This window comes from Marivibrio sp. (assembly GCF_040218065.1).
Classification (GTDB): domain Bacteria; phylum Pseudomonadota; class Alphaproteobacteria; order UBA8366; family Aestuariispiraceae; genus Marivibrio.
Genome location: NZ_JAVJQE010000008.1, coordinates 467916 through 484853, shown reverse-complemented (window position 1 = coordinate 484853; position 16938 = coordinate 467916). Strand labels below are relative to the sequence as shown.

The 16938-nt window shown below is 68.2% G+C and carries 17 protein-coding genes; 13 read left to right on the top strand and 4 right to left on the bottom strand.

Annotation, left to right across the window (positions count from 1 at the left end):
- The first annotated feature begins 15 nt into the window (after positions 1-15).
- Together bmt and RIB45_RS08600 are read left to right on the top strand one after the other, a co-directional pair.
- The gene (gene bmt, locus RIB45_RS08605; RefSeq protein ID WP_350049837.1) at positions 16-1074 is read left to right on the top strand and encodes a betaine--homocysteine S-methyltransferase; all 1059 of its coding nucleotides are present in this window, start codon (positions 16-18) and stop codon (positions 1072-1074) included.
- Between the two features lie 45 nt (positions 1075-1119).
- Positions 1120-1608 (top strand): YtoQ family protein, encoded by a 489-nt coding sequence (locus RIB45_RS08600; protein ID WP_350049836.1) that lies wholly within the window; start codon positions 1120-1122, stop codon positions 1606-1608.
- A 15-nt stretch (positions 1609-1623) separates the two neighbouring features.
- Here RIB45_RS08600 and RIB45_RS08595 read toward each other — a convergent pair whose 3' ends face one another.
- From RIB45_RS08595 to RIB45_RS08585, 3 genes are all read right to left on the bottom strand, one after another.
- Entirely contained in the window at positions 1624-2283 is a 660-nt protein-coding gene (locus RIB45_RS08595) for an endonuclease III domain-containing protein (protein WP_350049835.1), read from the bottom strand.
- A gap of 194 nt (positions 2284-2477) precedes the next feature.
- Complete coding sequence (locus RIB45_RS08590; RefSeq protein WP_350049834.1) at positions 2478-2648, bottom strand: hypothetical protein; 171 nt, start codon at positions 2646-2648, stop codon at positions 2478-2480.
- 358 nt (positions 2649-3006) lie between these two features.
- Positions 3007-4311, bottom strand: a complete 1305-nt coding sequence (locus tag RIB45_RS08585; protein WP_350049833.1) for a hydroxyacid-oxoacid transhydrogenase — start codon at positions 4309-4311, stop codon at positions 3007-3009.
- Positions 4312-4754: 443 nt separating this feature from the next.
- Between RIB45_RS08585 and RIB45_RS08580 the strand changes: the two genes are divergently transcribed.
- The 10 genes from RIB45_RS08580 to RIB45_RS08535 all read left to right on the top strand — a co-directional run bounded on the left by RIB45_RS08580 (position 4755) and on the right by RIB45_RS08535 (position 14888).
- Positions 4755-7067 (top strand): bifunctional salicylyl-CoA 5-hydroxylase/oxidoreductase, encoded by a 2313-nt coding sequence (locus RIB45_RS08580; RefSeq protein ID WP_350049832.1) that lies wholly within the window; start codon positions 4755-4757, stop codon positions 7065-7067.
- A gap of 19 nt (positions 7068-7086) precedes the next feature.
- Positions 7087-7863: an SDR family NAD(P)-dependent oxidoreductase gene (locus RIB45_RS08575; protein WP_350049831.1), complete on the top strand. Its 777-nt coding sequence runs from the start codon at positions 7087-7089 to the stop codon at positions 7861-7863.
- Positions 7860-8381, top strand: a complete 522-nt coding sequence (locus RIB45_RS08570) for a MarR family winged helix-turn-helix transcriptional regulator (RefSeq protein WP_350049830.1) — start codon at positions 7860-7862, stop codon at positions 8379-8381. The genes RIB45_RS08575 and RIB45_RS08570 overlap by 4 nt, the downstream gene beginning before the upstream one ends.
- Positions 8378-9208, top strand: coding sequence for an enoyl-CoA hydratase family protein (locus RIB45_RS08565; protein WP_350049829.1), 831 nt, complete (start codon positions 8378-8380; stop codon positions 9206-9208). Before RIB45_RS08570 ends, RIB45_RS08565 begins: the two co-directional genes overlap by 4 nt.
- Before the next feature lie 117 nt (positions 9209-9325).
- Positions 9326-10498, top strand: a complete 1173-nt coding sequence (locus RIB45_RS08560) for an acyl-CoA dehydrogenase family protein (protein WP_350049828.1) — start codon at positions 9326-9328, stop codon at positions 10496-10498.
- Between the two features lie 3 nt (positions 10499-10501).
- The gene (locus tag RIB45_RS08555) at positions 10502-12148 is read left to right on the top strand and encodes a benzoate-CoA ligase family protein (RefSeq protein ID WP_350049827.1); all 1647 of its coding nucleotides are present in this window, start codon (positions 10502-10504) and stop codon (positions 12146-12148) included.
- On the top strand, positions 12145-12612 hold the full coding sequence (locus RIB45_RS08550; protein WP_350049826.1) for an acyl-CoA thioesterase: 468 nt from the start codon (positions 12145-12147) through the stop codon (positions 12610-12612). The genes RIB45_RS08555 and RIB45_RS08550 overlap by 4 nt, the downstream gene beginning before the upstream one ends.
- A gap of 125 nt (positions 12613-12737) precedes the next feature.
- Positions 12738-13133 (top strand): RidA family protein, encoded by a 396-nt coding sequence (locus RIB45_RS08545; protein ID WP_350049825.1) that lies wholly within the window; start codon positions 12738-12740, stop codon positions 13131-13133.
- Between the two features lie 70 nt (positions 13134-13203).
- On the top strand, positions 13204-13971 hold the full coding sequence (locus RIB45_RS08540; RefSeq protein ID WP_350049824.1) for a glutathione S-transferase: 768 nt from the start codon (positions 13204-13206) through the stop codon (positions 13969-13971).
- A 77-nt stretch (positions 13972-14048) separates the two neighbouring features.
- Positions 14049-14888 carry a L,D-transpeptidase family protein gene (locus tag RIB45_RS08535; RefSeq protein WP_350049823.1) on the top strand — a complete coding sequence of 280 codons (840 nt, stop codon included), beginning with the start codon at positions 14049-14051 and terminating at the stop codon, positions 14886-14888.
- Between the two features lie 169 nt (positions 14889-15057).
- Here the strand turns inward: RIB45_RS08535 and RIB45_RS08530 are convergent, their stop codons facing one another.
- The gene (locus RIB45_RS08530; RefSeq protein WP_350049822.1) at positions 15058-15357 is read right to left on the bottom strand and encodes a DUF2312 domain-containing protein; all 300 of its coding nucleotides are present in this window, start codon (positions 15355-15357) and stop codon (positions 15058-15060) included.
- 156 nt (positions 15358-15513) lie between these two features.
- Between RIB45_RS08530 and hemN the strand changes: the two genes are divergently transcribed.
- Positions 15514-16935 carry an oxygen-independent coproporphyrinogen III oxidase gene (gene hemN, locus RIB45_RS08525; protein WP_350049821.1) on the top strand — a complete coding sequence of 474 codons (1422 nt, stop codon included), beginning with the start codon at positions 15514-15516 and terminating at the stop codon, positions 16933-16935.
- Positions 16936-16938 lie beyond the last annotated feature (3 nt).

Sequence of the window (16938 nt, the reverse complement as noted above, 5' to 3'; positions counted from 1 at the left end):
AGAGACAGGCCCCCGATGAGCGACGCGTCCGATAATCTGTTCCTGAAGCTGCTGGCCGAAAAACCCTATCTTATGGCCGACGGCGCGATGGGCACCAACCTGTTCGCCCGCGGTCTGCAGTCGGGCGACGCGCCGGAACTCTGGAACCTCGACCATCCCGACCGGGTGGAGAGCGTGCATCAGGAATTCGTCGACGCGGGGGCCGACATCATCCTGACCAACAGTTTCGGCGGCAACAGCTTCCGCCTGAAGCTGCATCAGGCGCAGGATCGGGCCTACGAGCTCTCAAAGGCCGCAGCCGAGCGCGCGCGCGCCGTAGCCGACAAGGCCGGCCGGCCGGTGGTCGTCGCCGGCTCCATCGGCCCGTCGGGCGAATTGTTCGTCCCCGTCGGCCCGGTCACCCATGAGGAGGGCGTCGAGGCCTTCGCCGAGCAGGCCCAGGGCCTGGTCGACGGCGGCGCCGACATCCTTTGGGTCGAGACCATGTCGAGCCGCGAGGAGGCCGCCGCCGCGGTCGAAGGCGCCGCGCGCGCCGGCCGGCCCGTGGTCAGCACCATGACCTTCGACACCGCCGGCAAGACCATGATGGGTCTGTCGCCGGAAGACGCCTACACGAGCTTGCGCGCCCTGCCCGTCCGACCGGCCGCGATCGGCGCCAATTGCGGCCTGGGCGCGACCGAGAACGTGCTGTCGATCGTCCAGATGCACGGCGTCGTCGATCCGGACGCGGTGATCGTCGCCAAGGCCAATTGCGGCGTGCCGGAGTTCAAGGACGGCCAGTTCCGCTACACCGGCACGCCGGAGCTGATGGCGGACTACGCGCGGCTCGCGCGCGACGCGGGCGCGCGCATCGTCGGCGGCTGCTGCGGCACCGACGGGACGGTGCTGAAGGCGATCCGCCAGGCGCTCGACAGCCACGAGCCGGGCCAAGTCCCGACGCTGGAGGCGATCGTCGAAAAGCTGGGCCCGCTCGCCGGCGTCACCGACCGGCCGGCCCACGTCCACGCCGGCGGCGCGGGCGAGAGCGGCGACGGGGACGACGGCGGCCGCCGCCGGCGTCGCCGGCGGGCCTGATCGCCCTATACGCCCAAAGGGTTATCGATCGGAGGGAGAGAGACCATGAGCACGCACCGCCGTTGGACAGTCTATCTGTCGGGCGAGATCCACAGCGACTGGCGCGAGCGGATCGAGACCGGCGTCGCGCAGGCCGGCTTGGCCGTCGACCTGACCACCCCCGTCACCGTGCATGAGGACAGCGACGATTGCGGCGTCGCCATCTTCGGGGCCGAGGACAGCAAATTCTGGCACGACCGCAAGGGCGCGCAGCTGAACGCGATCCGCACGCAGACCCTGATCCGGGACGCAGACGTCGTCGTCGTGCGCTTCGGCGAGAAGTACAAGCAGTGGAACGCCGCCTTCGACGCGGGCTACGCCGCGGCGCTCGGCAAGCCGATCATCACCCTCCATCCGCCCGAACACGATCACGCGCTGAAGGAGGTCGACGCGGCCGCCAACGCCGTCGCGCGCGAGCCGGAGCAGGTCGTCCAGGCGCTCGCTTACGTCATCGGCGGCGCGACGCCCAAAACCAAGGCGGAGGCGGCGGAGTAAGGCCCTTCCGGCCGTCTATCGGCTCTTCTTTCCCTTCGGCGGAGCCGGGTTCTTTTCGCAGACGTCTTCCAGGAAGCAGGCCGCGCACTGGGGCGTGCGGGATTTGCACAGGCGCTTGCCGTGCTCGAGAAGCCAGATGTGGGCGCCGAAGCCGAAGCGCTTCGGGACCCGCGGCTCGAGCTGGGCGGCCGTCTGCGCCTCCGTCTTGCCATGCGCGAGTCCGAGGCGGTTGCACACACGGTGGACGTGGGTGTCGACGGCCACCACCGGCTTCCCGAAGGTGAAGCGCAGCAGGATGTCCGCCGACTTGCGCCCCACGCCCGGCAGACTGGTCAGCGTCTTGCGATCGGCCGGGACGCGGCCGCCATGCTCCTCCAGCAGCGCGCGGCACATCTTGTGCAGGCTCTTCGCCTTCATGTTGTAAAGGCCGCAGGGCTTGATCAGTTGGGCCAAGCGGTCCTCCGGCAGGCCCAGGATCGCCTGCGGCGTACCGGCCTCGGCGAACAGCTGATCGCGGGCCTTGGCGGTCATCTCGTCACGCGATTGCGCGGAGAGCATGACCGAGACGAGGCTGCGAAAAGGGTCCTTCTCGACCTTGTCGGGGATGCGGTTCACGTCCGGGAATCGCGCCTCGAACCGCTCGAAGAGCGTTTCCACCGCCTGATCGCTCAACATCGCGTCTCGCCTCTTCTCGTCGCCGCGTGGAACGGGGGCGGATATGGCGCACAAAAAACCCGGGTCAAACGCTTGCCGCGTCGAACCCGGGTTTTTTGGTCGGTTTGAATGCGCCGCTGTGGCGCGTATCGGCTGCGCCGCTGGGGCGCGTATCGGCTGCGCCGCTGGGGCGCGTGAAGCCGGTCGCCGGCGCGTTACGCGGCCAGCGAGGAATCGTTCCAGGCGCTGGTCTGCTTGCAGTTGGAGCAAACGCGCTCGCCCGGCCAGGAGCTCTTGAACTCGTTCCGACACATCAGGCACTTACGGGGCTTCGCCTCGTACTGACGATCCGACTCCGGCTTCTTGTTCTTGCTTGAATCGCTCATCTCTCGAATCCGCTCCATCTCGTTCTTGACCATAAGGGCCCCCCGCGACGCCGGACCCCGGACTGAAATCAAACGGACACATAACCCAAACCTGTTGGTCACACCAATTCGCTTTCCGCAAATCGAACTTGCCGAAAACGCATGGCAGCCGGCTCTGTTACGCAATCCGTGCATACCTGATTACCCGAGCGCGCGAAAAAATGGCCCTGCCGCAGAGTGATCTCTGCGCGGACCCACGCCTCTCGGATTGCCCCCAATATAGGCGGAAGCCGAAATGAATGCTAGGGGCAACGGGTCGCAGCCCGTCCGGGCTGTTTTTCCCAATCGTCTCAAATCCGCGCGAGGGCGCGCGGTCCGCCTACCAGTACCGCAGCGCGTCCCGGAACAGCGTCTCAAGCTCCGGTTCGCGCACGGCTTTCGGCGCATTGTCCAGGAGCCGGCGCTGCGGCGCGGATTTGGCGACGAGATTCGCCACATCCGCCTCGGCGTAGCCGACGCCGGAGAGCCCGTTCGGCATGCCGGTCGCGCGCATCATCTCGATGATCCGATCGGCGAGCGCCGCGCCGGCGTCCGCCGGCGCTACCTCGCTGACGTCGGCCCCCATCGCCTTCGCGCCCATCAGATGACGCTCCGGACAGGCGGGTCCCATCATGCGGAAGACCGCGGGCGCGTTGACGATAACGGAAATTCCGTGCGGAACCATCGGCTCGTTGGTCGACCACCCCTCCGGCACATAGTCTTCGACCAGCCCGGCTACGGCGTAGCTCATCGCGTGCGGCACGTGACAACCGGCGTTGCCGAAGCCGATCCCCGCCAGCATGCCGGCGAACATCAGCGCCTCGTAATCCTCGTCCTGCGGATCGTTGACGGCGCGGACAAGATGCGCGCCGACAAGCCGGATCGCCTCCTGGCAGGCGATGTCGGAATAGGGGTTGGCTCCCTGGCTCAAAGGCCGCTTCATCGGATCGTCGGCTTTGGGGCGGTGTGAATAAGGGCGCGCGGTCAGGCTTTCGAAGGCGTGGCTGAAGACGTCGAAGCCGTTCGCCGCAATCACCGGCGCCGGCAGGGTCCGCAGCACGCCGGGGTCGAGCACGCCCAGCGCCGGGCGCAGCCGCGGGCTCGCGACGCCCGTCTTAGCCTCCATCTCCAACAGGTCGAAGATCGCGATTCCGGTGCATTCGGAGGCCGTGCCGAAAGTCGTCGGACAGGCGATATGCGGCTTCAAGGGCCCGGGCACGGGCTTCGCCGCCCCGATCGGCGCATTGACGTAAGCGAGGAAGTCGTCCGGATAGGTCGCGTAAAGATTGGCCGCCTTGGCCGTGTCCATCGTCGAGCCGCCGCCGAGCGAGATGTAGCCGTCGAAGCGGCCGTCGATCGCGAAATCCGCCGCCGCCTTGAACGACCCGTCGGTCGGCTCGACCTCCAAATCGGTGTAGAGGACGGCGTCGAGACCCTCCGCCCTCAGCGCCGTCTGCACCGTCTCGGCCGCCGGCAGCTCCGCGATCTTGGGATCGCAAAACAGCGCGATCCGGGTCATGCCCAGCGCCTTGGCGTCCTTGCCCACCTCGCCGAGCGCCCCGTCGCCGAACTTGATCTTGGGCGCCTCCACCGTAAAGGCGGTGTCGCCGTCGGCGGAAGGGCTGAAATAGGGGTCGAGGGGCATCGGCGCGTCTCCCGCTTGCTGCTTTACCTTTGTTCTGACGGCCGGGATGATTCCACGGGTCCGCCTGTCGGACAATGCAGGCTGTCGGGGCGCCGGCGGTCGATCGCCCTATCCCCTGCTTTCGCAGGAATGAGGATAGCCGAGGCGGCCGCCTCTTTTCTCGTCGTCCCGGCCGTAAGAGCGGGGACAACCGGAGCCTGAGAGAGGCGCGAGCGCCGGTTGGCCCGGAACAGGTCCGGGCTGACGGGAAAACGATCTTTCAGGGCGGCGATGCTCCGCCGGTCGCGGGACGATCGGCCTCAGGCCGGGATCCCCGCCGTCGCGGGGACGTGGGCGGGTTGCGTCGCCCGCACCCTTCAAGCTCCCATTGACGGAAGATATTTTAAGCTTAAAATATTTAAGCCTGAAACAATCGGCGACCGCGAAGCGAGGTGAGGCGTTCCATGAAAATCGTGTGCATCGGCGGCGGCCCGGCGGGCCTCTATTTCGCGATTTTAATGAAACTGCAGGACGGCGCGCACGACATCACGGTGGTGGAGCGCAACCGGCCCTACGACACGTTCGGCTGGGGCGTGGTGTTGTCCGACGAGACTATGGACAATCTGCGCGAGAGCGACCCGGTCAGCGCCGAGACGATCTTGGGCGAATTCGCCCACTGGGACGATATCGACGTTCATTTCAAAGGAACGTGCGTCACCTCCGGCGGCCACGGCTTCTCCGGGATCGGGCGCAAGCGTCTGCTCAATATCCTCCAGGCCCGCGCGGAGGAGCTGGGCGTGAAGCTCGAGTTCGAGGTCGAGGTCGAGGGCGTCGAGGCCTACGCCGACGCCGATCTGATCATCGCCAGCGACGGTATTAACTCCAAGATCCGCAATCAGTTCGCGGACGTCTTCGAGCCGGATATCGACGTCCGACGCAACAAGTTCATCTGGCTCGGCGTCAACAAGATCTTCGACGCCTTCACCTTCATCTTCGAGAAGACGGAGGCCGGGTGGATCTGGGTCCACGCCTACAAGTTCGACAGCGACACCTCGACCTTCATCGTCGAGTGTGCGCCGGAGACCTGGGAGGCGCTGGGCCTCGACACGGCGGACCAGGACGACTCGATCCGCATCTGCGAGGAGATTTTCGGCAAGTATCTCGACGGCTGCCGGCTTATGAGCAACGCGCGGCATCTGCGCGGCTCGGCCTGGCTCAATTTCCAACGGGTCTCCTGCAAGCGCTGGCGCCACGGCAACGTCGTGCTGATGGGCGACGCCGCGCACACGGCGCACTTCTCGATCGGGTCCGGCACCAAGCTCGCCATGGAGGATGCGATCGATCTGGCGAATATGGTGAAGACCGGCGTAATCGAGGGCGGTCGCGCCTTGGACGACGTGCTCCACGACTATCAGGAGGCGCGCCGACTTGAGGTGCTGAAGATCCAGTCCGCCGCCCGCAATTCCACCGAGTGGTTCGAGGATATCGAACGCTACTTCCATTACGAGCCGATCCAGTTCGCCTATTCGCTGCTGACCCGCTCGCAGCGGGTGAGCCACGAGAACCTGCGCCTGCGCGATCGGGCGTGGCTGGAGGGGGCGGAGCGCTGGTTCGTCGGCGCCGCGCGCGGCCGCGAGACGCAAGAGCAGATCCCGCCGATGTTCGCGCCCTTCAAGTTGCGCGACATGGAACTGGCCAATCGGGTTTGCGTCTCGCCGATGTCGATGTATTCGGCCGAGGACGGGCTGATCAACGACTTCCACATCGTCCACTACGGCGCCCGCGCCCAGGGCGGCGCCGGCCTGATCTTCACCGAGATGACAGACGTCTCCGAGGACGGCCGAATCACCCCCGGTTGCGCCGGAATCTACCGCGACGATCACGAGGCGGCGTGGAAGCGCGTCGTCGACGTCGTGCACGGTCTGGGCGCGGCCAAGATCTGCCTGCAGCTTGGTCACGCCGGCCCCAAAGGCTCCACCCAGGTGGGCTGGGAGGAGATGGACGCGCCGCTGGGCGACGGGAATTGGGAGATCATCGCCCCCTCGCCCGTTCCCTGGTCCGAGCGCAATCAGATCCCGCGTGCGATGACCCGCGCCGACATGGATCGCGTGAAGGCGGACTACGTCCAGGCGGCGGAGCGTGCTGCGCGCGCCGGCTTCGACATGATCGAACTGCACTACGCGCACGGCTATTTGATGAGCGCCTTCATAACGCCCCTGATGAACAAGCGCGACGACGAGTACGGCGGAAGCCTGGAGAACCGCCTGCGCTATCCGTTGGAGGTGTTCCAGGCGGTGCGCGCGGTCTGGCCGCAGGAGAAGCCGATCTCGGTGCGCATCTCCTCCAACGACTGGGTCGGCGATCTGGGGATCACGCCCGAGGACTCGGTCGAGATCGCCCGCATGCTGAAGGAAGCCGGCGTGGACATCGTCGACGTCTCGGCCGGCCAGACCTCGACCCAGGCGAAACCGGTCTACGGGCGGATGTTCCAGACGCCGTTCTCGGACCGCATCCGCAACGAGGTCGGCATCCCGACCATGGCCGTCGGCAACATCTACGAGATCGATCACGTGAATTCGATTCTGATGGCGGGCCGCGCTGACCTTTGCTGCCTGGCCCGCCCGCATCTGTGGGATCCGTACTGGACGCTGAAGGCGGCCGCCCACCAGGGTTACGGCGACGTCTCCTGGCCCAAGCCCTATCTGACGGGCAAGAGTCAGCTTGAGCGGCTGGCCGAAAAGCAGGCCCAGCAGGGCGATCAGACGATCCGGGTCTGAGGCGGGGAGCGTAAGAGCCGTGGGGGACGATCCGCAACCGCTTGACGGCCGTCACGCCGTCGTGACCGGCGGCTACAAGGGCATCGGCGCCGCAATCGCGGAGCGTCTGGCGGCGCAGGGCGCGCGCGTCAGCATCCTGGCGCGCGACGCGGACGCCGCCGACGCCTTCGCGAAGACGCTGCCTGACGCCAAGGCCTTCGCCTGCGACGTAACCGACGAAGCCGCAACCGCGCAGGCCTTCGCCGCCGCCCGTCAGGCCTTCGGTCCGGTCGGCGTGCTGATCGCCAACGCCGGCGGGACGACCGCGGCCGCAATCGCGCAGGAGAGCGTCGAGGGCTTTCGCCGCGGTCTCGAACTCAACTTGATCGGCGTCTTCGCCTGCCTGAAAGAGTCGCTGCCGGACATGCAGAAGGCCGGCTGGGGCCGCGTCGTCGCGGTCGCCAGCACGGCGGGCCTCAAGGCCTATCCGGGCGTCGCCGCCTATGTGGCGGCCAAGCACGGCGTCGTCGGTCTGGTTCGCGCGGCGGCGCTTGAGACCGCCGGGAGCGGCGTCACCGTCAACGCCGTCTGCCCCGGCTACACCGAAACCGATCTGGCCGCCCAAGCGATCGAGGCGCTGAGCGCCAAGGGGATGAGCGCCGACGAGGCGCGCGAGAAGCTGGCCCGCACCAACCCGATGCGCCGGCTGATCAAGCCCCGTGAAGTGGCCGACGCCGTCGGCTGGCTGATGGGCGCGGACGCGGGCGCGATCACCGGCCAAGCGATTGCGGTCGCCGGCGGGGAGGTGATGGGATGAGCGATAGCGAGCACGCGCCGCACGCAGGCTCGGCCGCGGCCGCGTTGGCGGATCGGGACGTGGCCAAGCTGAGATTGTGGCTGCGCATCCTCGACGCCTCCAATCTGGTGCAGCGGGAATTGCGCGGGCGGCTGCGCGAAGAATTCGACGTGACGCTGCCCCGCTTCGACCTGATGGCGGCGCTCGACCGCGCGGGCGACCGCGGCATGACGATGGGCCAGCTCTCGCGCCGGCTGCGCGTCTCCAACGGGAACGTGACCGCCGTTGTCGATCGCCTGGTGAAGGAAGGCGCGGTGGTGCGCCGCTCCCCGCCCAATGACCGCCGCACGCATCTGATCGCGCTGACCGACGAGGGCCGGGCTCAGTTCGTGGAGATGGCCGCCGCGCATCTGGGATGGATCGACGCGCTGTTCGCCGACCTGTCGGCGGAAGAAACGGCGCAACTGATGAGCTTGATGGAAAAGGCGCGCGGCTCGCTCCGCCGGCACGCGCAAGAGTCCGAGGAGAAAGACAAGTGACCCAGCAGGCGCCCGACGGCGGCATGGCCGCCTACCAGCCCGCCCACTTTCAACTGGAGATGCGCGGGCCGATCGCCGTCGTCACGCTGAACCGGCCCGAGAAGAAGAACCCGCTCACCTTCGAGTCCTACGCGGAGCTGCGCGACTATTTCCGCGCCCTGCGGGACGCGGAGGACGTGCAGGGCGTCGTCGTGCGCGGAGCCGGGGGCAATTTCTGCTCCGGCGGCGACGTGTTCGAGATCATCGAACCGCTGACCAAGCGCGACATGAAGGGCCTGCTGCAGTTCACCCGGATGACCGGCGATCTTGTACTGGCGATCCGCAATTGCCGCCAACCGGTGATCGCGGCCGTCGAGGGCGTGTGCGCCGGCGCCGGCGCGATGATCGCGCTCGCCTCCGACCTGCGCCTCGGGGCGCCGGACGCCAAGACGGCCTTCCTGTTCGCGCGCGTCGGGCTTGCCGGCTGCGACATGGGCGCCTGCGCCATGCTGCCGCGCGTGATCGGTCAGGGCCGGGCGAGCGAGCTGTTGTTCTCCGGCCGATCGATGAGCGCGGACGAGGGCGAGCGCTGGGGCTTTTTCAATCGGCTGGTCGACAAGGACCGGCTGACGGAGGAGGCGATCGCGCTGGCGCGAAGCCTCGCCGAGGGACCCAACTTCGCGCACATGATGACAAAGACCATGCTGAACCGCGAATGGGACATGAGCCTCGAGGCGGCGATCGAGGCCGAGGCCCAGGCCCAGGCGATCTGCATGCAGACGCAAGACTTCACCCGCGCCTTCGAGGCCTTCGCGGCCAAGCAGAAGCCGGTTTTCGAGGGAGATTGAGGATGGGGACGGAGAGATCGTCGACGCGGCCCCCGCCTTCGCGGGGGCGCCATGTCGAGATGCGGGGAGTCCCCGTGAAGGCGGGGACCTTCATCGGCTCGCTCAGAAGGACGCGCGATGCCTGACCGCAGCTTCCTCTCCTGGCCGTTCTTCGAAGACCGCCACCGCGCGTTCGCACAGGAGCTCGCGCGTTTCGCCGAGGATCTCGGCGATCTGGCGCACGCCCATGACGCGGTCGACTTCGCCTGCCGCGAGCTGGTGCGTCGGCTGGGCGGCGCAGGCTGGACCAAGCACAGCGTCGCCGGACCCGGCGGGGTCGAGACGCTGGACGCGCGCACGTTGTGCCTGGCGCGCGAGGTCCTGGCCTACCGCGGCGGCCTCGCCGACTTCTCCTTCGCCATGCAGGGGCTGGGCGCCGGTCCGATTTCGCTTTTTGGAACGAACGATCAAAAACAAGACTGGTTGCCGAAAGTCGCCGCCGGCGAGGCGATCGCAGCGTTCGCGCTGAGCGAGCCCGAGGCGGGGTCGGACGTGGCGGCGCTGAAGACGCGGGCGGTCCTGGAAGGCGACGGCTACAGTCTCGAGGGCGAGAAGACCTGGATCTCAAACGGCGGGATCGCCGATCTTTACTGCGTCTTCGCGCGAACCGGCGAAGCCCCGGGGGCCAAGGGCCTCAGCTGTTTCATCGTCCCCGGCGACGCGCCGGGGCTTGAGGTGTCGGAGCGGATCGAGACCTCGGCCCCGCATCCGCTGGCCCGTCTGCGCTTCGATCGCGTGAAGGTTCCGGCCTCGGCGCGCGTCGGCGAGAGCGGCGCGGGCTTCAAGGTGGCGATGTCCGTGCTGGACGTCTTCCGCACCACCGTCGGCGCGGCCGCGCTCGGCTTCGCGCGACGTGCGCTGGACGAGGCGACCGCGCGGGCCGCGAAGCGCGAACTGTTCGGCGGCAAGCTGGGCGATCTGCAGATGGTTCAGGGGATGCTGGCCGAGTGCGCCGTCGAGGTCGACGCGGCCGCGCTGATGATCTACCGCGCGGCCTGGGCGAAGGATCAGGGGCAGGCCCGGGTCACGCGTGAAAGCGCGATGGCCAAGCTCTACGCCACAGAGGCGGCGCAGCGCGTCGTCGACCGGGCCGTGCAGATCATGGGCGGTCACGGCGTGGTGCTGAACAGCCCGGTCGAGCGGCTCTATCGCGACGTGCGCGCGCTCAGGATCTACGAAGGCGCGAGCGAAGTGCAGAAGGTCGTCATCGCCCGCCAGCATCTGGCCGGCTTCGAGGACGAGGGAGGCTGAGAGATGATCGAAAGCGCTCACCAGGACAGCTTCGCGCGCGACAACCTGCCGCCGCGCGAAGAATGGCCGGACTTTCTGCTCGACCGCCCGGAGTTTCAGTATCCCGAGCGCCTGAACTGCGCGGTCGAGCTGTTGGACGCGATGGTCGCGGCCGGCTACGGCGAGCGGCCGTGTTTCATCGGCCCGAACGCGCAACGCTGGACCTACGCCGACGTGCTGGACCGCGCCAACCGGATCGCCCGCGTGCTGACCGAGGATCTGGGCGTGGTCCCCGGAAACCGCGTGATGATCCGCGGCGCCAACAATCCGTCCTTCATGGCCTGCTGGCTGGGGATCGCAAAAGCCGGCGGAGTCGTGGTCGCGACAATGCCGCTGCTGCGCGGCCGCGAGCTGGCCGTCATCGCCGAGAAGGCCGAGATCGCGCTGGCTCTGTGCGACGAGCGGCTGAAGGAGGAGATGGACGAGGCGCTGAAACTCGCCCCCGCCCTAAAGCGCGTATGCACCTACAACGGCTCGGGCGAGGCCGGCGCCCGCGGCGAGCTTGAGGACCGGATGGCGAGCAAGCCGGGCGATTTCGAGGCCTGCGACACCGCCGCCGACGACGTCGTGCTGATCGCCTTCACCAGCGGCACGACCGGCAAGCCCAAGGGGACGATGCATTTCCACCGCGACGTGATGGCGATCTGCGACGCCTTCCCGAAATCGGTGCTGAAGCCGACGGCGGACGACGTCTTCATCGGCAGCCCGCCGCTGGCCTTCACCTTCGGCCTCGGGGGGCTCGCGACCTTCCCGATGCGCGTCGGCGCCGCCGGCGTGCTGCTGGAGCGACTGCCGCCGGAGGAGTTGGCGAAGGCGATCGACCGGCACAAGGCCACCGTCTGCGTCACCGCGCCGACGGCCTATCGCGCGATGCTGAACGTGATCGAGCGCTATTCGCTGAAAAGCTTGCGCAAATGCGTTTCGGCCGGGGAAACCTTGCCGAAACCCACCTTCGTCGCCTGGCGCGAGGCGACGGGGATCAAGATCATCGACGGCATCGGGGCGACCGAGATGCTGCACATCTTCATTTCCGCGCCCGAAGACGAGATCAAGCCCGGCGCCACCGGCAAGCCGATCCCCGGTTACGAGGCCAAGATCGTCGACGACGACATGGCCGAGCTGCCCGCCGGCGAGGTCGGCCGTTTGGCCGTGCGCGGGCCGACGGGCTGCCGTTATTTGGCCGACCCGCGTCAACGCGACTATGTGCGCGACGGCTGGAACCTGACCGGCGACGCCTACATGAGGGATGAGGACGGCTACTTCCACTTCAAAGCGCGGGCCGACGACATGATCGTCTCGGCCGGCTACAACATCTCCGGCCCAGAGGTGGAGGAAGCCCTGATGAGCCACGCAGCCGTCGCCGAATGCGCCGTCGTCGGCGCGCCCGACGAGGAGCGCGGCGTGATCGTGAAGGCCTTCGTCGTCCTGCAGGAGGGCGAGGCCGGCGACGCCGCCCAGGTCAAGACGTTGCAGGATCATGTGAAGAAGACCATCGCCCCCTACAAATACCCCCGCGCGATCGAGTTCGTGACCGCCCTGCCGAAGACCGAGACGGGCAAGGTTCAGCGCTTCAAACTGCGCAAGATGGAGGAGGATCGGGCGGGGTCATGAGCGGCTGGTTCGAGACGCGGCTGACCGTGCTGTTCCAGCACTGCGACCCCGCCGGCATCGTCTTTTTCCCGCGCTGGTTCGAAATGCTGAACCAGGTGGTGGAGATATGGTTCGACGAAGGCCTCGGGTGCGATTTCCGGGAGCTTCACCTGACGCGTAACTGCGGAATCCCGGCAATCCGGACGGAGGCCGACTACAGGAGCCCCGGCGTGCTGGGGGAAAGCGTGCTGTGGCGCCTGGGCGTCGTGAAGCTCGGCGGCAGCTCCATCGCGCTCAAGGTCGAGGCGAGCGGCGAGGACGGCCGCGTGCGCGTCGCCTTCGACCACACCGTCATCTTCGCCGAAATGGGTCCGCCGCCGAAGGCCAAGCGCGTGCCGGACGACCTCAGGACGCGGATGGCCGACTTTGTGATCGGCGAGGAAGACGGGACGGCCGCCGCTCCTCATCCGTCGGTCCGGACTTGATCCGGGCCAACCGGCGGCGGTTTTTCGCGCCGCCGCGTCATACAGGCTCCGGTCGCCCCGGCTCTTCGGCGGGGCCGACGCCATAGGAAGAACTGATCGGCCGCAGGGCCAAAGGGAGTGACGCCATGACGATCGAACACCTCAACCCCGAAGGCTGGCCGCGCCCCAGCGGCTATTCCAACGGCACGGCCGCGAGCGGCCGCATGGTCTTCGTCGCCGGGCAGGTCGGATGGCATCCGATCAACGGCTGGGAGAGCGACGCGTTCGTCGACCAAGTCCGCCAATGCCTGGAGAACACCCGCGCCGTGCTGGAAGCCGGCGGCGCCGGGCCAGAGCATATCGTGCGCATGACCTGGTACGTCACCGACAAGCAGGAATATCTCGCGAATCTGAAGGGCGTGGGCGACGCCTATCGCGCGGTGATGGGCAAGAGCTTCCCCGCCATGGCGCTGGTGCAGGTGACCGCGCTTGTCGAGGATCGCGCAAAGGTCGAGATTGAGACGACGGCCGTCGTCGGCTGAGCGAGCCTCGACAAGGCGTCCGCGCGGCCTTACCGTCCGGCCTTCGACAACCGCTCCGAGGCCGCCCTTCATGGCTCCCCGCCCGCCGCACGCCAGCGCCGACCTGACCCTCTATATCGGCAATCGGGCCTACTCCTCCTGGTCGATGCGCGCTTGGCTGATCCTCGCCGCCTCCGGCTTGCCGTTTCGCGAGGAGATGATCCGCCTGCGCGAGGCGGGCTTCCGCGAGAAGCTGGCTCTCGCGTCCCCGGGCGCGACGGTCCCGGCGCTGCATGACCGCGATCTGGTGCTTTCCGAGACGTTGGCGATTGCGGAATACGTCGCCGAATGCGCGCCCGACGCCGGGCTTTGGCCTGAGGACCCGCGCGACCGGGCGACGGCCCGCATGATGGCGACCCGTATGGCGGTCGGCTTCCACGCGCTGCGCGAAGAATGCCCAATGAACGTAAGCCAACGATTCAAACCGGCCAAACTGCCCGGCCTGGTGCTGGAGGATGTGGCGCAGTTGGAGGCCATGTGGCGCCCGCGCTTCCTGCCCGGCGCCCAATCGCCGACGGGGCCGTTCCTGTTCGGCCGCTTCGGAATCGTCGACGCCTTTTTCGCGCCGGTGGCGATGCGTTTCTACACCTACCGCGTGCCGGTCTCACTGGACGTCGCCGGGTACGTCGACGCGTTGATCGCCCACCCTCTGGTGCATCGCTGGTTGCAGGACGCGAAGGCGGAGGCCCCGCGCGACCCCGCGCTCGTCGGCGATTTCGCGCGGCGCAAACACACGCCCGGCGCCTTCGAGATCCTGTCGCACCCCGCCCTCGCGAAACCGGGCGAAACTGAGGCCTGAGCCCGGTCCACGGCCCCGAAAAGGCCCAAAATCGGCCCCGGATCGCGCCCCGTTGGGCGGCGAGGCTTCCCCCCGCCATGAAGACGATCGCCAAACCCGCGCTGTTCACCTGCCTGCTGACGCTCTGCGTCGCTGGGCCGCTCGCGCTCATCGAGCTGTCCCGCGCGCCGGTGGAGCCGCGCGAGACGCATACCACGGCAAGCCGCCTCGCCGACTTCGGCCCGGCGGCCCGCGCCCGGCTGAGCGGCGTCTTCGGGCGGGCCGGCGTCCCCTACCCGCCGGCGCGCGTGCGTCTCGCCGCCTTCAAGCAGGAAGGCCGCCTCGACCTCTTCGCCGCGGCCGACGCACACGGGAGAGAGCTGCGCTTCATCAAAAGCTACGACGTCGACGCCGGCCCGCAGCCGATGCAAGCCGCCTATCGCGGCCCGAAGCTGATGGAAGGCGACCGCCGCACGCCGGAGGGCCTCTATCGTCTGGAGGGCCTAAATCCCAACTCCATAGAGCATGTCTCAATCCGCATCGGCTACCCCAACCGCCAGGACCGGGCCAGGGCGGCGGCCGCCGGGCGGCCTCCCGAGGCGCTCGGCGGCGACATCATGCTGCATGGCGGGGGACCGGGCGGGACCGAGGGCTGCCTGAAGCTAACCGACCGAGAGGTCGAGGAGCTCTTCACCCTGCTGGCCGACGCCCGCGCCGACGCGGCCCGCGCCGGCCGGCCTCTGCCCGCCGACATCCTAATCGCGCCCTACGACTTCCGCTTTGCGAGCGCCGATCACGACGTGCTGGAGGCCGCGCGCCTGGACGCAGCCCTGCCCGAGTGGGCGCCCGCGCTCTACGCCGAAATCGACCGCTCGCTCGCCGACCTGCCGACGGCGGAGCCGGGCGCGCGCTTTCGCACCTGGCTCGCCGCCGATTGACGGCGCGCGCCGCCGCGAGACGGCGGAGTCACGTCCGGCCATGTCGGCGCAGCGTTGCGAGCGGGGTGAGAGACGCCCACCCTCCAGGCCCGGCCCAGGCCGCCGGCGAGACGCCGTCGCGCGGGTGCGGCGGTTTCGTCAGGCCGGGGGCGTGCGATAAGGCCCCCCCTCAGCGCATGCCCAAGGCGGACATGTAGGTGTCGAGCAGCGCGTCCTCTTCGGCCCGGTCGTCCGGATCCTTTTTCCGAAGGCTGACGATCTTGCGCATGGTCTTGACGTCGAAGCCTTGAGCCTTGGCCTCGGCGTAGACTTCCTTGATGTCGTCGGCGAGGCCCTTCTTCTCCTCTTCCAGACGCTCCACGCGCTCGATGAAGCTGCGCAGGCGCTGACCCGTGGGCGTCTCGGAGACGGGCGTATCCTGGTCCTGTTCTTTGGGGTCGGCGTTCGGGAAACCGGCAGTCTCGGACATGCGAAGGGCCTCGCTGGATGGTGGTGTCGCTGGAGGCCGGACAGTACCGACAGCCGGCGCGCCCATCAAGCGGAGCGGCGGGCGGGCGGCGCGCTTTTCGGCGCCGTTTGACCTCGATCAACGCGCGCGGGCGTTTGCGCCCGCAAGGTTCGCTCCATGACGATGCAAACCGCCCCCGCTCCCGCCGCCGCCGCGCCCGCCCGCGCCGCTGAGGCGCCCGCAGGCCTCCTCGCCAAGTACGGCGGCCCGGCTCCGCGCTACACCAGCTATCCGACGGCGCCGCACTTCGACGCCCGCGTCGACGGGGGCGTCTACGCCAACTGGTTGGCGCAGTTGCCGGCGGATCAGGCGGTCTCGATCTACGCCCATATTCCCTTTTGCGACACGCTGTGCTGGTTCTGCGGCTGTCAGACCAAGATCACGCGGCGCTACAAGCCGGTCTCGGAATATCTCGACGTGCTAGAGACCGAAATCGCCCTGATCCGACGCGCGATCGGCGATCGACGCCTGCCCATGAGCCACATGCATTGGGGCGGCGGCTCGCCGACCATGCTGACCCCGGACGACGTTCGCCGTCTGGCGCGCGCGCTCGACGCCCATTTCGACCGCACGGCGGACTGCGTCTTCGCGGTGGAGATCGATCCGCGCGAGATGTCGAACGCCGACGTCGACGCGCTCGCCGAAGCCGGGGTGACCCGTGCGAGCCTGGGACTGCAGGATGTCGACCCCAAGGTCCAGCAGGCGATCAACCGCCTGCAGCCGATGGACGAGACCGAGGCCTTGGCCGCGCGCTTGCGCGCCGTCGGGGTGAAGGAGCTCAATCTCGACCTGATGTACGGCCTTCCCTATCAGAGCGTGGAGCATGTGCTGCGCTCGGTTGAGGCGGCGCTGACGCTTCGGCCGGACCGCATCGCGCTGTTCGGCTACGCGCACGTCCCCTGGATGAAGACGCACCAGAAGATGATCCCGGAAGAGGCGCTGCCGGGCGGAGAAGAGCGTTACGCCCAGGCGGAGGCAGCCAGCGCCGCGCTCGACGCGGCCGGCTACGTGCGCATCGGTCTCGACCATTTCGCGCGGCCCGACGATCCGATGGCGATCGCGCACACGGCCGGTACGCTGAAGCGGAATTTCCAAGGCTACACCACCGACGACGCCTCGGCGTTGATCGGGGTCGGCGCCTCGGCGATCGGCCGTCTGCCGCAGGGTTACGTCCAGAACGAGTCCGCGACCGGAACGTACGCCCGCATGGTCGCCGCCGGCCGGCTGCCGGTCGGCCGCGGCAAGGCCTTTGAAGGCGACGACCGCCTGATGGGCGCCGCCATCGAACGTCTGATGTGCGATTTCGAGGTGGATCTGGACGAGCTGGCCGCCGAGTTCGCCGTCGGACCGGAGGCGTTCGCGACGGCCGAGACGCGGCTCGTCCCGCTGGTGGCGGACGGTCTGGCCGAACGGTCCGGCGGGCTGCTGCGGGCGACGCCGGAAGGCCGCCCCTATATCCGCCACCTCGCCGCCTGTTTCGATCACTACTTCAAGGATCCGGCGCGCGCCGGGGCGGCGCGTCACTCAAGCGCCGTTTAGGCC